The sequence below is a fragment of the Arthrobacter sp. AG258 genome, assembly GCF_004364695.1.
GTDB lineage: Bacteria > Actinomycetota > Actinomycetes > Actinomycetales > Micrococcaceae > Arthrobacter.
Genome location: NZ_SOBI01000003.1, coordinates 534,007 through 549,292, shown reverse-complemented (window position 1 = coordinate 549,292; position 15,286 = coordinate 534,007). Strand labels below are relative to the sequence as shown.

Sequence of the window (15,286 nt, the reverse complement as noted above, 5' to 3'; positions counted from 1 at the left end):
GCCGAAAGCGTGCCGTGCGTGACGCCGTCGTACGCGTTACTAGGGAAGCCGCGACGGCCGCAGGAAACTCGACTCCCCGGCCCGGCCCGGATCCAGCGGCACCGGACTGGCCAGCACGGCAGGGCCCCGGTGCAGGAACCCGCCGGTCAGGGCGCGGCACCGGATGCCGCCGCGGCCCCGCATGGCCGGGTGGGCGCCCGGGGCGAGCATCCCGTCCATCCACGCGCAGGGCTGGGCATGCCTGCCGCCATGGAACTCCACCACGTCCCCGCCGGACTCCAGCGAAAAATCGTGGCCCAGCAGCGGCGCCAGCTGCGCCCCGCGGAGCACCACGTTCCGCCGGGTCAGCAGGGGATCGAACGGCTGCGCGCCCAGCTCGGCGGCGATGGCCTCAAGGGATTCGACGGCGAACAGGGTCACCGCTGCGTCCATGTGGGCGGCCTTGCCGAAGAACCGGTCACCCACGATGCCCTTCCCGGCCACCACCTCAGCCTGCGCAGCATCTTCGGTCGGAACATCGGCGGCACCGTCCCGGGCGCGGCCGAAGTAGGCGTGCGCGGGGGACACCAGCAGGTGCAGGATCTCGACGTCGTACCGGAAGCTTTCAGCCATACCGCCAGCGTATGCCGTTCCCCGCAATCCGGCCGCCCGGTGGAAAGATCAGACCCATGGATACCTCACCAACCGCAGCCCGGGTTCTGCCCGCCAGACACAGGACCGTCCTCTTCTGGGCGTCGGTGGCCTGTGCCGCCGCCCTCATCCTGGTTCCCGCGTGGATGCTTGCCGGCAATCCCGCAGTCCTGGGCGGACACCCCCTGCTGCCGGGCATCCTGCTGGTGGCGGCTGCGGCCGGCGTCGTCTGGGCCATCCTGCTGTGGGTGCGCCGCGATGTTCCGCGGCCCCGCTCCCGTGTCCGGGCCGTCGGCGCCTGGGCGGGCAGGATCGCCGTGCTGGCGCTCGCCGCCGGCCTGGCCTGGCTAAGCCCCTTCGCCTACCAGCCGGGCCAGGCAGCGGAGGCGGGCCCGACGTCGGACCTCGCCGTCACCGAGTCAGCCACCGCCATCACCATGTCACCTGAGGGCAGGACTGCCACCAAGGGGTTGGTTTTCTACCCGGGTGCCCGGGTGGACGCCAAGGCGTACCAGGACATCCTGGCCCCCGCCGTGGGGGCCGGGTACCGGGTGGTCATCCTGAAGGAACCGCTGGGGCTCAGCCTGCTGGACGGAAGCCAGGCCAGGAGCGCCATGGCCGACAACCCGGACATCAGGACCTGGGCGGTGGGCGGCCACTCACTTGGCGGGGTATCAGCATCGTCCTTCGCCCTGGCCAACACCGATGTGAGCGGCCTTGTTCTCTACGCTTCCTACCCGATCGAATCCCTGCGCGGGCGGACCGGCCTGTCCGTCCTGTCCGTCTCCGGCAGCCAGGACGGACTCAGCACCCCCGCCAAGATTCAGGCATCCCGGGACCTCCTCCCCGTGGATACGGAGTTCGCCGCGGTCCAGGGCGGGGTGCACGCGTTCTTTGGCGACTACGGGGCGCAGCCCGGCGACGGCGAACCCGGCATCAGCCGGCAGGCCGCACAGCAGCAGATCGCTGCAGCTACCGTGTCCTTCCTGGGGCAGCTCCAGCGAAACTAGGTTTCGACAGGCTCAACCACCCGCAGGCGCAACCGGCGCCGGGGTCAACCGCCGGCGGGCGCAACCGCCGGCACCGCCCGGATCAAGCTCCGACGTAGGCCGCCAGGTGCTGCCCGGTGAGCGTGGCCCGGCCGGCCACCAGATCCGCCGGCGTACCCTCAAAAACGATCGAGCCGCCGTCGTGCCCGGCTCCCGGGCCGATGTCGATGATCCAGTCCGCGTGCGCCATGACCGCCTGGTGGTGCTCGATGACGATGACGGACTTCCCGGAGCCGACCAGCCGGTCCAGCAGGCCAAGGAGCTGTTCGACGTCGGCCAGGTGCAGGCCCACCGTGGGCTCGTCCAGGATGTAGATCTCCCCGGCCTCGGCCATCTGCGAGGCGAGCTTGAGCCGCTGGCGCTCGCCGCCGGACAACGTGGTCAGTGGCTGGCCCAGGGTGATGTAGCCCAGCCCGACGTCGGCAAGCCGCTCCAGGACCTTGTGCGCCGCGGGCGTTTTGGCCTCGCCGTCGGCAAAGTACGCCAGCGCCGCGTCCACGGACAGGTCCAGGACGTCGGCGATATTCTTCCCGCCCAGGGTGTACTCCAGGACGGCGGCCTGGAACCGGCGGCCCTCACATTCCTCGCAGGTGGACTCCACCGTGGCCATGACGCCGAGTTCGGTGAAGATCACGCCGGCTCCATTGCAGGTGGGGCAGGCGCCCTCGGAGTTTGAGCTGAACAGCGCAGGCTTGACCCCGTTGGCTTTGGCGAAGGCTTTGCGGATGGGTTCCAGCAGCCCGGTGTAGGTGGCCGGATTGCTGCGCCGGGACCCCTTGATGGCGCCCTGGTCAATGACGATCACCCCGTCACGCTTCGCCAATGAGCCGTGGATCAGCGAGCTCTTGCCGGACCCCGCCACGCCCGTCACCACGCACAGCACCCCCAGCGGCACGTCGACGTCCACGTCGCGCAGGTTGTTGGTGGAGGCGCCGCGCACCTCCAGCGCGCCGCGGGCCGCCCGGACCGAGTCCTTCAGCCGGGACTTGTCACCCAGGTGCCGCCCGGTGATGGTGCCGCTGGCACGCAACCCGTCGACGTCGCCCTCGTAGACGATCTCACCACCGCCGGCACCGGCGCCCGGACCGAGGTCGACGACGTGGTCGGCGATCGCGATCATCTCCGGTTTGTGCTCCACCACCAGGACGGTGTTGCCTTTGTCCCGCAACTGCAGCAGGAGCGTGTTCATCCGCTCGATGTCGTGCGGGTGCAGGCCGATGCTTGGCTCGTCGAAGACATAGGTGACGTCGGTGAGGGACGAGCCCAGGTGCCGGATCATCTTGGTCCGCTGCGCTTCGCCGCCGGACAGGGTGCCGGCCGGACGGTCCAGTGACAGGTAGCCCAGGCCGATCTCCGCGAAGGAATCCAGGAGGTCCCGCAGCCCGGCCAGCAGCGGGCGCACCGTGGGCTCGTCCAGGCCGCGGATCCACTGCGCGAGGTCGCTGATCTGCATGGTGCACAGGTCCGCGATGTTCTTGCCGTTGATCCGCGAGTCGAGCACCTCCGGCGTGAGGCGCGTGCCGCCGCAGTCCGGGCAGGTGGCGAACGTGACCGCCCGTTCCACGAACCGCTTCACGTGCGGCTGCATGGCCTCCACGTCCTTGGACAGCATGGACTTCTGGATCTTGGGGATGATGCCTTCGAAGGTGAGGTTGACGCCCTCCACCTTGATCTTGGTGGGCTCGGCGTACAACATCGTGTCCAGTTGTTTCGCCGTGAACGTAGCGATCGGTTTGTCCATGGGCAGGCCCATACCCTCGAACAGCCGGCCGTACCAGCCGTCCATGGAGTAGCCGGGGACGGTGAGGGCGCCCTCGGCCAGGGACTTCGAATCGTCGTACAGGGCGGTCCGGTCGATGTCGCTGACGTTGCCCATGCCCTCGCACCTCGGGCACATGCCGCCGAGGTAGGTCACCTGGCGGACCACGTTCTTTTCCACCCGGCCCCCCTTTTCGGTGCTCATGACGCCGCTGGCCTTGCGGGTGGGCACATTGAAGGAGAAGGCGGTGGGCGGCCCGACGTAGGGCTGGCCCAGCCGGCTGAACAGGATCCGCAGCATGGCGTTGGCATCCGTGGCGGTGCCCACGGTGGACCGCGGGTTGGCGCCCATCCGCTCCTGGTCCACGATGATCGCCGTCGTGAGCCCCTCCAGCCGGTCCACATCAGGCCGGGCCAGGCTGGGCATGAAGCCTTGGACGAACGCACTGTAGGTCTCGTTGATCATGCGCTGCGATTCGGCGGCGATGGTGGCGAACACCAGGGAGCTCTTGCCCGAGCCGGATACTCCCGTGAACGCGGTGAGCCGCCGCTTGGGCAGCTCAAGGCTGACGTCCTTGAGGTTGTTTTCCCGTGCGCCCTGGACCCGGATGATGTCGTGGCTGTCGGCCAGATGCATTCCGGTGTGCGCGGCGTCGGTGCTGGTGTCGGTGCTCAAGGTGTCCCCCTGTGTCCTGGGCGGCACTGCGGGGAGGCTGCGCTGGCAGCCTCCCGCGGCGTCGTCCGTTTTATACGTTGCTGGTTATATGCCTAAGGCTGCTGGTTGATGCGCACGGTGTTGCCGGCCGGGTCGCGGAAGGCGCAGTCGCGGACTCCGTAGGGCTGGTCGATGGGTTCCTGCACGACGTCGGCCCCGGCGGCCTCCACCTTGGCGAACGCCGCGTCCACGTCCGGAGACGAGAGGACGATCGTGGCGTAGGTGCCTTTGGCCATCATTTCGGCGATGGTGCGGCGCTCGTCGTCGGTGATGCCGGGGTCCACCGCCGGCGGATGCAGGACGATGGAGACGTCCTTCTGGCCGGCCGGCCCCACGGTGATCCACCGCATGGTGCCCCGGCCAACGTCGTTGCGGATTTCGAAGCCCAGGGCGTCGCGGTAGAACGCCAGCGAGGCGTCGGGATCGGTGGCGGGAAGGAAGGTTGAGGAAATGTTGATGTCCATGGCAGTCATGCTAGTAACGGCTCAGGGGCGGGCGCTTCTCGATTCCTGACCGGTCTGGTGACCTGCTTCGCCACGCAGGCGGGGATCCCCGCCGTCGAGTTCGCTGCCTCCTGCTTGTAGACGCTGGGCGGCATCCCCACCAGTTCGCTGAAGCGGGTGCTGAAGGTACCCAGCGAGGAACAGCCGACGGCGAAGCACACGTCCGTCACGCTGAGGTCCCCCATGCGGAGAAGCGCCATGGCGCGTTCAATGCGGCGGGTCATGAGGTAGCTGTACGGGGATTCCCCGTAGGCGAGCTTGAACCGGCGGCTGAAGTGGCCCGCGGACATGTGCACGTCCCTGGCGAGGGATTCAACGTCCAGCGGCTGCGCGTACTCCCGGTCCATCCGGTCCTTGACGCGGCGGAGTTGGGTGAGTTCCCGGAGGTAGGGATCGGCGGCTGGACTGCTGGTCACAGCTCCGATCGTGCTACGCCGCGGGGGTCTTGTCCACCCTCTTCGGCGGCGGGGAACCGGGCGTCAAAAGTGCTCCGGGGTGCGGGGTATGATTATGCCGCCGGCCAGCGTATGAGGTCCTCGCCCGAACAGGGCTTGAGGCAACGCAGAGCTGGATGTGAGCGGTCCCGCGGGTCCGGCACGCGGCGAAACCAACCCTTGATTCACCATCTTGAGCCCTGCCCGGATACTGCGCAGGCACCACCTTGGAAGGACGCCATGGAACTGCTGTGGGAAATTGCCGGCTGGGCAGGCGCGGTTGCGATACTCAGTGCGTACCTGGCCGTTTCCATGGGCTGGCTGAAGGCAGGCAAGGGCTTCCAGACGGCCAACCTGTTCGGTTCCGTTGCCTTCATCATTAACGGAACCCTGCACGGGGCCTGGCCGTCCGTCGTCACGAACGTGGCCTGGTTCCTGATCTCCGCGGTGGCGCTGGTCCGGATGCGGCAGGAAGACCCGGCCCCCTCCCTCGAACCGGCGCAGGTCCAGTACCCGGGGGTTCCGGACGGCACCGGCCAGCTCGCTGTGGTGGAAGCCCTTACCGGGTCCCTGCCGGTCATGCCGTCGGTCCATCCCGCCGGGGACGGGCCGCGGCTGGCGCTTTAGGCTCATCGGGGCCAACGCCGCGTACACGATCGTCCATATAACCGCGCGTTTTTGCCATGGCCACCGCCTAGGGCGCCTTCATAGCCTTGGGGGGTGACCAACGAACTTACCCCGCCGGGCAGGATTGTGCTGCCCGATGCGCCGCAGGACCAGCAGGACATCCTGGATGCAGGCGGCGTGGCCTGCTGGAGCGAACCCGTCCTTATCGACACCTACGCCCCAGGGGAGCCGGACCGGTATCCGTTGTTCCTTGACCGGCGGGTGTACCAGGGCTCCAGCGGCAAGGTGTACCCCATGCCGTTCATCGACAGGATCGAACCGGACAAGAAGCCCAGGCTGTGGCAGGCCATCCACCTGGAAAACCGGTACGTCCGCCTGATGCTGCTGCCCGAAATCGGCGGCCGCATCCACGTGGGATATGACAAGACCGCAGGCTATGACTTCTTCTACCGGAACAACGTGATCAAGCCCGGGCTGGTGGGACTGGCCGGGCCCTGGATCTCCGGCGGAGTGGAATTCAACTGGCCCCAGCACCACCGGCCCGGCACGTTCCTGCCGGTGGAAACCGCCGTGGAGCCTGCCGGCGACGGCAGCGTCACCGCCTGGCACACGGACCTGGACCCGTTGCAGCGGATGCGCGGAACCCATGGCGTCCGCCTCCGGCCAGGCAGCTCCCTCATCGAGGTGGAGGCCCGGCTCTACAACCGTACGGACGAGCCCCAAACCTTCCTGTGGTGGGCGAACGCCGCCGCCCGCGTGCACGGGAACTACCAGTCCTTCTTCCCCACCGACGTGTCCCACGTGGCGGACCATGCACGCCGCGCCATCACGGCCTTCCCCCGCGCCGACCGGCCCTACTACGGCGTGGACTACCCCGCGCTCGCCGGACAGCATGGAACCCCGGATGCCGACCGGCTCGATTTCTACGCCAACATCCCCGTCCCCACGTCCTACATGGTCACAGACACGGCTGGCAGCTTCTTCGGCGGATACGACCACGACGCCAAGGCCGGCTTCGTGCATTGGGCGGACCGCAGCATTGCACCCGGCAAGAAACAGTGGACGTGGGGGAACGGTTCCGTGGGCAAGGCCTGGGACAAGCACCTAACGGACGACGACGGCCCGTACGTCGAGTTGATGGCCGGCGTCTTCACCGACAACCAGCCGGACTTCAGCTACCTCGCTCCTGGCGAGATGCGCACCTTCAGCCAGTACTGGTACCCCATCCGGCACATCGGCCCGGCGCACCAGGCGAACCTGGAGGCCGCCGTCGCGCTTACCCTTGACGATGCCGGCCGGACCGCCACGGTGGGTGTTGCCGGCACGGGCCATACGGAAAATGCCACGGTGGTCCTGGCCCTGCATGGCGAAACCCTCCACACGTGGACCGCCGGACTATCCCCGGACCGGCCCTTCACCGCCACGGTTCAGCTGCCCGCCCCGGCCGAGGAAACGGACCTGGCCCTCAGCGTCATGGACGGCGCCAGGGAACTCATCTCCTGGACCCCACGGCAGCCAACGGACCGTCCCGCAGAGCCCTGGGCAGCCACCGAACCAGCGCCTCCGCGGGAGATCGAAAGCGCTGACGAGCTCCATGTCACCGCAACCCACCTGGCCCAAAACCGGCACCCCACCAGGAGGCCCCAGCCCTACCTTGAGGAGATGCTCCGCCGGGATCCAGGGGATTCCCGCGCCGCCACCGCCCTTGCTGCCACCCAGTATCGGACCGGGGCCTATGCCGGGGCCCGGAAGCTCCTTGAAACCGCCCTGGACCGGCTGACCGGCCGCAACCTGAACCCTCCCAGCGGGGAGGCAAGCTACCGGCTGGGCCTGGTCCTGGAACGAACGGGCCGGCTCGATGAGGCCCGTGAACGCTTCGGGAAGGCCGCCTGGGACAGGGCCTGGGCGCACCCTGCCCGCCTCGCCTTGGCCCGGTTGGCCCTCCGGGAAGGTGAGCCGGCCACCGGGCTCCGTCATGCCGATGCCGCGCTGGCCCTGGAATCAACCAGCCCGGAAGCCAGGCATCTCCGGTACCTGGCCCTGGAAAACTTGGGCCGCAGGGCTGACAGCGCCCGGCTGCTGCAGGACATCCTGGCCGCGGATCCACTCGATCCCGTGGCCCTCTCGCTCGCCGGATCCCTTGACGTCGCAGACCCCAAGACCGGCCTGGCCGTCGCCTGCTGGCTGGCCCGCGCAGGCCAGTGGCAGCTCGCCCTGGACCTGACCGAAAGCGCGCCGCCCGCGGGTGCTGACCCGGCCTTCGGCAACCCCGCGCCCATCCGCCACTACTTGCGCGCCGGATGGCTGGAAGAACTGCTGGACCCGCAGGAGGCTGCCGCGCAACGGACAAAGGCGCGGCGGGCGGACACCACCCATGCCTTCCCGTACGGCCTGGACGAGTTCGATGCGCTGCACCGGGCCCTCGAAGCCGACCCGCGTGATCCCGTGGCGCACGCGCTGCTGGGTTGCTGGCTGCTTGACGCGGAACGGACCAAGGATGCGCTGGGCCACCTGCAGAAGGCGTTGATCCACGGGTCCACCGATCCCGTGGTGTGGCGCAATGCTGCGCTGGCCACGGTTAATACCGGTGGCGACCCCGCCGCCGCTGATGCGTATCTTGCCCGGGCCCTGGAACTAAGCCCGGATGACGCGCGGCTCGTCTTCGAACGGTCCGTCCTGTCGGAGCTCCGCGGGCTGCCCGCGGAGGAGCGGCTCGCCGCCATCGAACAGCATGGACCGGCCGTCCTGGCGCGGGACGATCTTGCCGTTCTCTACGCCAACCTGCTGACCGACGCGGGGCGGCCGCAGGAAGCCCTGGTGCTCCTGGGATCCCGAACGTTCCAGCCGTTCGAGGGGGGCGAGGGCCTGGTGCTCGCCGCCTACGACCGGGCAGCGGTGCAGCATGCGCGGACGTTGATGGAGCAGGACCCGACGGCGGCCGCCACCTTGCTGCGCACGGGCATCGAAGCGCCCGCGAACCTGGGCGAAGGCCGGCATCCCCGGGACAGCATGGCTGAACGCTTCGTGGCGCTCGGCGATGCGCTGGAACGTGCCGGGGACGCTCAGGCCGCGGTGGAGGCCTGGACTCGGGCCTGCCGGCAGGCGGGCGCCGTGGCAGTTGAACCCGACCCGGCCGGCCCGGCCGACTACTGGCGCGGCGTCGCCATGTCCCGCCTGGGCAGGGGTGGCGACGCCGAGGACGTATGGCGCCGGCTGGAGGAACGGGCCGACGAACTCGAAGCCGCCCCCGCCGCGCCCGACTACTTCGCCACATCCCTCCCGGAACTGTTGCTGTTCGCCACCGACACCGCTGCATCCCGCCGCACGGCGGCTCTGTCACTGCGGGACCTGGCCGGGCGGGGCCGCCTGCTGACCCGCAAGCCGCAGCTGGAAGGAACCGGTGCCCCGTGACGGAAGAACCCCGCTACCTCGGGTCCGGCACGGTGCACGGCGACACGCGCTCCCTGACGGGCGCACCGCCGTCGCACCTTCCGCCCCGCCTGGCCATCAGCCTCTGGGACTTCTCCTGGTACACCCGCGCCGAGGCGGGCGGACCCTACGCGGACCTGGACGCCGCCTGCGCACGGGCCGCCGGGCTCGGATACAACGCCGTCCGCATCTGCGCTGCGCCGCTGCTGCTCCATGGCGGGCTGGGGCTGGAGGCGCTCGCGGAGGACCTGGTGATCGAAGGACTGGGAACGGCGCCCGACGGCGGGATATACGGCAGGGGGACCCGCTGGTATGACGTTCCCGGCGGGTACCGGATCAACCTGCGGACCCGGCTCCTGGACCTGTTCGAGGCCGCCGCCCGGCACGGGCTGGTGGTGATCCTGGCCAGCTGGGAGTACCAGCAGTCACCCGCCTTCGCAGAATCGCCGGAATGGTTCGAAGCCATCGACGCCGTCCCGCTGGAAGGCCGGTACCGTGTCCTGGCCGACGCCTGGGACCGGCTGATCGGCGAGGTGTCAGATGCCGGGCACCGGGACCGCATCGCCCTGGTGGAACTGCACAACGAGGTGGACTTCTCCATCCTCCCGCCGCTCGCCAACGGCAGTGGTGAGGTGGCGCGGCTGCGCTCGCTGCATCCGGACCTGTTGATCACGGCCAGCTACGGCAAGCCGCCACACCTTGCCATGCATACGCTGCCCGATGGCCTGGGTGCGGCGCAGTTTCACGTGTACAGCTACGGGGTGCTGGACGCCCTGCAGCAGCAGATCGACATCCGTTCCGAAGGGAGCGGCGGGTTTCCCAACCGGGCACTGCGGGCTTTGCTGAAGCCTGGTGCTCCGTCGGTCGCGGAGTATGGCCGCCTGGCGGAATGGAAGTACCGCGCCACCGTGGTCACCGGCCAGATGTTCTACGGCTACGACTGGATCGATCCCGATGCCTGGGACACCTGGCTGTACAACGAATACGGGCCCTACCGGGAAGTGATGCGGCGCGAGATTGAATCGCGGGTGACCGCCATCGCCGCGTGGGCCCGCTGGAAGGACGTTCCCGCGGTGGTGGGCGAGGGCTGGATCGGCTACACACCGCTGCTGGGCACCTTCGAGGAGGGGCCGGTGGGCCGCGACCTCGCCGAACACGCCATCCGCACCGCCCTGGAGCACGGCGTGTGGGGCATGGTGCTGTGCTCCAACGCTGCGCCGCACCACCCCCTGTGGGCTGACGAAGACTGGCAGCGCCGCATGAACCACCTGATCCGTACCGCACCCGTGACCTGAAAGATCCGCCATGCCCTCCCCGAACACGGCCCTTGACCTCCTGACCGCCACCCACCGGCCGCACGGCAATGCCTTGCTGCGGCCGGCCATGAGCAACACCGAGGATCCGCACGGCAGGTGGCGGGTCACCAACCACTACTTGGAGTGTGGCGGACGCCCGGCCATCCCGGTCTCCGGGGAAATCCACTTCAGCCGGCTGCCCAGGAACCGCTGGGAGGACAGGCTCCGCCTGATGAAAGCCGGCGGTATCACCGTAGTGGCCTGCTACGTCTTCTGGATCCACCACGAGCCGGTGGAAGGTGATCCGCGCTTTGACGGCAACCTCGATGTTGCGGCGTTCGTCCGGCTCTGTGCCGCGCTGGACCTGGACGTCGTCCTGCGCATCGGGCCCTGGGCCCACGGCGAGGTCCGCAACGGCGGCTTTCCGGACTGGGTGCAGGCGGCCCCCGTCCGCCACCGCACCAATGATCCCGCCTACCTGGACATGGTGGAGCACTGGTACAACCGGCTGGGGGGCGAACTGCGCGGCTTGTGCGGGCCGGACAGCAACGTGATCGGCATCCAGTTGGAAAACGAGCTCTACGACCAGCCGGCCCATCTTTCCCGGTTGAAGGAGCTGGCCCGGGCGGCCGGGCTCGGCGCCCCCCTCTGGACCGCGACCGCGTGGGGCGGGGCGGACCTGCCCGGGGCCGAGGTGCTGCCGGTCTTCGGCGGTTACGGGGACGGATTCTGGGTGGATGCCGGCGCGCCGTGGGATCCGACGTTCCGCCAGCACTACTTCTTCAGCCACCAGTGGGACGATCCCGGCATCGGGGCCGACCTCCGCGAACACCTGTCCGGAAACGAGGCCGCGCCGCCCCGGTCCACCTCCGACCTTTATCCGGCGGCCACCTGCGAGCTGACCGGCGGCATGGCCACGGCCTATCAACGCCGGCCATGGCCAGCGGGCAAGGACGTGGCGGCCGTGTCCAACAACAAGATCGGCAGCGGCTCCGGCTGGCAGGGCTATTACATGTTCGCCGGCGGGACGAACCCCGCGGCCGGCCTGCAGGAGACCCAGGCGACTGGCTACCCGAACGACCTCCCGGAGTTCGACTACGACTTCCATGCGCCCATCGGTGCATCCGGCAGGCCGGCGCCGGGCTTTGCCCTGCTGCGCCGGCAGCACGCGTTCCTCGCCGCGTTCGGGGACCTCCTGGCGCCGATGCCGTCCACCCTGCCGGACCGGGAGCCGTCCGGCGTGGAGGACTCGGAGACGCTGCGCTGGGCGTTGCGCTCCGACGGGACGTCCGGTTTTGTGTTCCTTACCTGGCACCAGCCGCATATACCGCTTCCGGCATATAGTGGTGCGCAGTTCCGCGTGGGTCTGGCAGATGGGCCTGTGACGGTTCCGGACGTGCCCGTCGACATCCCCGCAGGCACCATCGCCGCCTGGCCGGTGAACCTGGAGGTTGGGGGCGTCCGGTTGCTCTGGGCCACCGCGTCCGCGCTGACAGTGCTCGATTCCGGGGGACCGCCGACACTGGTGCTCGCCGCGGAAGCGGGCATCGAACCGCGGCTGTGCCTGCCGGAGGGGACGGTCCTGGAAGGCGAGGCTGCTCCGCGGGGCGGGAATGCCTGGGCTGTCCGCCCCTCCCTGGCTCAGCTGACGGCGACGTGTTCCGGGGGTGCCTTGAAGATCCTGGTCCTCCCCGCTTCCTTCGCGGACCAGGCGTGGGTGCTGGAGACGCCGCGCGGCCGGGAGCTGGTGCTGTCCGCCGAACCGGTGTGGATGGACGCCGTCGGCTTGCTGGCGGGCCGCTCGCTGGGCGCGCCCTCGGTCCGGCGGTATGCACGCGAAACCGGGCGGTTTGAGGCTGTATCTGCCGCAATGCAGTTGAGGGCACCTGCCCGCCGCGACGTTCCCCTGGTGCCGGTCCGCGCTGCGGCCGCCATTCCGGCGTCCTTCGGCTCGCTGGCGGGCCGGGCTGCCGCGCCGGGCCGGGAAGCGATGGCGGAGCTCTCCGCGGAGTACAGGATTGAACTTCCGACGACGGACGCCGCCACCGGCGGTGCGCCCACCGAGCTGGAGGTCACCTGGGCGGGTGACGTTGCCCGGCTGCTCGTGGACGGCCGTGTGGTGGCCGACCGCTTCTGGGACGGATCGGAGTGGGTCATCGACACCGGCGATGCCGGCATCCGCGCCGGCTCGGAGGTCTTGCTCCAGGTCCTGCCGCTTTCCAAAGATGCAGAGGTGGGGCTGCCCGCCGCGGCCCAGCGCCTGCGGGACGCCACGTCTGGGGACTTGCTTGCCGTTGAAAGGGTGCAGCTGGTGTGCTGGTCCGATTGGCGGGAAGACCTGGGCTGAGCCCTCCCGCCGTCGTAGGATGGACGTTTCGTGACGGAGGGGACGCAGGTGGAACGGGCGCATGGATTCCAGAATCAGCGGCTGGTGGTGGTTCCCCGGCCCTTGGTCCTCGAAGCCCTCAACCGTCCCATCACCCGGCGCCTGGTAGTCACCGACGCAGGATTGTTTCCCGCCGCCGCGGACCATGGCCGCTACCGGCCACAGGGTGCGGACGAAACCATCGTCATCCTGTGTGTTGACGGACGCGGGTGGGTGGAAACCGCCGGTGCGCGGACCGACGTCGGCAAGGGGACCGCCGTCGTCCTTCCCGGCGGCACGGGCGAGGCCCACGCGTATGGTGCCGCCGGGGATGATCCATGGACGATCTGGTGGTGCCACGTCCGCGGAACGGATGCGGCGGAGCTGGTTGAGGGAGCCGGGGTCAGGCCCGGCCGGTGCATTGTTCCGGTGGTGGCGGCAGACCGGCTGACGGCGATGCTGGATGAGATCGTCAGCGCCCTGGAGAAGGACCAGTCACCCGCCCGCCTGGTTGCCACTGCGGGAATGGCGTGGAAGCTGCTGGCTACGTTGGCCGTGGACCGCCGGGTTCCGGAGAAGGGGACGCCGCTGCAGCAGGCCATGAATTACCTGGAGGAGCGGGCGGACGGCGCCATCCGGCTGGCTGACCTGGCCGCGCTGGTGGGTGTCTCGTCGTCGCACCTGAGCAAGCTGTTCCGGGAGGCGACCGGCGGGGGAGTGCTGGCACACCACACGTCCCTGAAAATGGCGCGGGCGCGGCACCTGCTGGATACCACGGGCCTGACTATCGCGCAGGTGGGCCGCGAGGTGGGGCTGCAGGACCAATTCTACTTCTCCCGCCAGTTCCGCAGGCTGCACGGGATCAGCCCCAGCGCGTACCGGGCGGAGCGGAAGGGGTAAGGCTGCCTGCGCCTTGCTGGATCCGGGGACGCCGGAGAAACTAAAGGCATCCAATGGCCCAAGCACCATCAGCACCAAGGAGCGCCCGTGAGCGAACAGAACGTTGCCCCGTCACCTACGCCGGCCAAGGGTGTGGCGCTGATTACCGGAACGTCCACGGGGATAGGCCTTGCCACCGCGGTGGAGGCCGCGCGGGCAGGCTGGACCACCATTGCCACCATGCGCGACCTGCAGCGCGCGGACGCGCTTCGGGCCGCGGCCGATGAGGCCGGAGTATCCCTGGACATTCGTCGGCTTGACGTTACGGACGCGGCGGACATCGACCGTGAGATTGCGTATTGCATTAGTTCCTACGGCCGGCTGGACGTGCTGGTCAACAACGCCGGAAGTGCGGCGGTGGGTACGGTGGAAATGCTGGGTCTAAAAGATTTCCGCAGCGCCATGGAAGTCAACTTCTTTGGCGTGGTGGCCCTGACCCGCGCCGCCCTGCCGCACCTGCGTGAGAGCGGCGGACGCGTCGTTACCATCAGTTCGGTGGGCGGGATAGTGGGCCAGCCCTTCAACGAAGCCTATTGCGCCGCCAAATTTGCCGTTGAAGGATTCCTGGAAAGCCTGCAGCCCGTGGCCAGGACCGTTGGCGTCGGGGTGCACGTCATTGAACCCGGTGCCGTGTCCAGCAATTTCGTGGCGAACGCCCGGATCGATGTCCCGGCCCTGCTGGAAACGGCCGGCTCCTACACCCCTGCCATCACGGCCTACCTGGAACGAACCAGCACACAGTTCGCCAGCAGCAGCGCGCAGCAACCGGCGGATGTCGCGGCGGTGGTGCTGGCCACCATGGAAGGCGCTGAGCCGGCCTTCCGGATCCAGACCTCGTCCTGGGCGCACGACTTCGTGGCCACCAAACTGGCCGACCTGGACGGCAGCCGGGTCACCGGGCTGACTGCGGGCTGGGTGGCTGCCCCACAGGAGTGACCTGTTTCGTTCGCCAGGCCGCCTGCTAGGGCTGTTCGAAGGTTGCCACTATCCGGGCCCGCGCTATTGCGTGGGTAAAGAGGTTGAAGCCGAGGTTGGCAGGACTGGCATCGGCCGGGATGTCCAGGTGTTCGACGTCAACGGCGTGAACGACGACGTGATAGTGGTGCACGCCGTGGCCGGGTGGGGGAGCAGCCCCCACAAAACCGCGCATGCCGGCGTCGTTGGCCAACTGCACGGCGCCGGCTGGCAGCCCGGAATCTGCCGCACCCGAGTGCAAGGACGTGGTGGATACCGGAAGATTAAACGCCGCCCAGTGCCAGAACCCGCTGCCGGTGGGAGCGTCGGGATCGAATACGGTGACCGCGAAGCTGCGGGTTTCCGGAGGGAATCCTTCCCAGGCGAGCTGGGGGGACTGGTCTTTGCCTCCCTCTATTCCCATTTTGCCGCTCGCTTGCGCAACCGGAAGCTTCTCGCCGTCGGAAATGTCTGTGCTGGACAGCGTGAACTCGGGAAGTTGAGGCAGGCGGGAATAGGGGTCCTGTTCGAGATTCATGTGTCTCCTGTCGCACTCATTCAGTGGTGTTTCATCAGTATGCTTAGTAC

Annotated in this window: 12 protein-coding genes; 7 read left to right on the top strand and 5 right to left on the bottom strand. The window is 68.8% G+C overall.

Annotated features, from left to right (window positions below):
• Positions 1-39: 39 nt before the first annotated feature.
• On the bottom strand, positions 40-612 hold the full coding sequence (locus tag DFO47_RS08950) for an MOSC domain-containing protein (protein WP_133831395.1): 573 nt from the start codon (positions 610-612) through the stop codon (positions 40-42).
• Positions 613-668: 56 nt separating this feature from the next.
• Here DFO47_RS08950 and DFO47_RS08945 point away from each other — a divergent pair, with 56 nt between their 5' ends.
• Complete coding sequence (locus DFO47_RS08945) at positions 669-1,640, top strand: alpha/beta hydrolase (RefSeq protein WP_133831394.1); 972 nt, start codon at positions 669-671, stop codon at positions 1,638-1,640.
• An 82-nt stretch (positions 1,641-1,722) separates the two neighbouring features.
• Here the strand turns inward: DFO47_RS08945 and DFO47_RS08940 are convergent, their stop codons facing one another.
• From DFO47_RS08940 to DFO47_RS08930, 3 genes are all read right to left on the bottom strand, one after another.
• Positions 1,723-4,074 carry an excinuclease ABC subunit UvrA gene (locus DFO47_RS08940; RefSeq protein ID WP_133831464.1) on the bottom strand — a complete coding sequence of 784 codons (2,352 nt, stop codon included), beginning with the start codon at positions 4,072-4,074 and terminating at the stop codon, positions 1,723-1,725.
• Positions 4,075-4,205: 131 nt separating this feature from the next.
• Positions 4,206-4,625 carry a VOC family protein gene (locus tag DFO47_RS08935; protein WP_018763334.1) on the bottom strand — a complete coding sequence of 140 codons (420 nt, stop codon included), beginning with the start codon at positions 4,623-4,625 and terminating at the stop codon, positions 4,206-4,208.
• A complete protein-coding gene (locus DFO47_RS08930; RefSeq protein WP_133831393.1) occupies positions 4,622-5,071 on the bottom strand; it encodes a helix-turn-helix transcriptional regulator in 450 nt (149 codons plus the stop codon). Before DFO47_RS08930 ends, DFO47_RS08935 begins: the two co-directional genes overlap by 4 nt.
• 258 nt (positions 5,072-5,329) lie before the next feature.
• Between DFO47_RS08930 and DFO47_RS08925 the strand changes: the two genes are divergently transcribed.
• The 6 genes from DFO47_RS08925 (at position 5,330) to DFO47_RS08900 (ending at position 14,680) form a co-directional block, all read left to right on the top strand.
• A complete protein-coding gene (locus tag DFO47_RS08925; RefSeq protein ID WP_018763332.1) occupies positions 5,330-5,716 on the top strand; it encodes a YgjV family protein in 387 nt (128 codons plus the stop codon).
• Between the two features lie 93 nt (positions 5,717-5,809).
• Positions 5,810-9,127, top strand: coding sequence for a DUF5107 domain-containing protein (locus DFO47_RS08920; protein ID WP_243835401.1), 3,318 nt, complete (start codon positions 5,810-5,812; stop codon positions 9,125-9,127).
• On the top strand, positions 9,124-10,440 hold the full coding sequence (locus DFO47_RS08915; RefSeq protein WP_133831392.1) for a cellulase-like family protein: 1,317 nt from the start codon (positions 9,124-9,126) through the stop codon (positions 10,438-10,440). The genes DFO47_RS08920 and DFO47_RS08915 overlap by 4 nt, the downstream gene beginning before the upstream one ends.
• 10 nt (positions 10,441-10,450) lie before the next feature.
• A complete protein-coding gene (locus tag DFO47_RS08910; RefSeq protein ID WP_133831391.1) occupies positions 10,451-12,787 on the top strand; it encodes a beta-galactosidase in 2,337 nt (778 codons plus the stop codon).
• Between the two features lie 30 nt (positions 12,788-12,817).
• Positions 12,818-13,705: an AraC family transcriptional regulator gene (locus DFO47_RS08905; protein WP_240617661.1), complete on the top strand. Its 888-nt coding sequence runs from the start codon at positions 12,818-12,820 to the stop codon at positions 13,703-13,705.
• Between the two features lie 87 nt (positions 13,706-13,792).
• The gene (locus tag DFO47_RS08900) at positions 13,793-14,680 is read left to right on the top strand and encodes an SDR family NAD(P)-dependent oxidoreductase (protein WP_133831390.1); all 888 of its coding nucleotides are present in this window, start codon (positions 13,793-13,795) and stop codon (positions 14,678-14,680) included.
• 25 nt (positions 14,681-14,705) lie between these two features.
• Here DFO47_RS08900 and DFO47_RS08895 read toward each other — a convergent pair whose 3' ends face one another.
• Positions 14,706-15,236: a YbhB/YbcL family Raf kinase inhibitor-like protein gene (locus DFO47_RS08895; protein ID WP_133831389.1), complete on the bottom strand. Its 531-nt coding sequence runs from the start codon at positions 15,234-15,236 to the stop codon at positions 14,706-14,708.
• Positions 15,237-15,286: the final 50 nt, after the last annotated feature.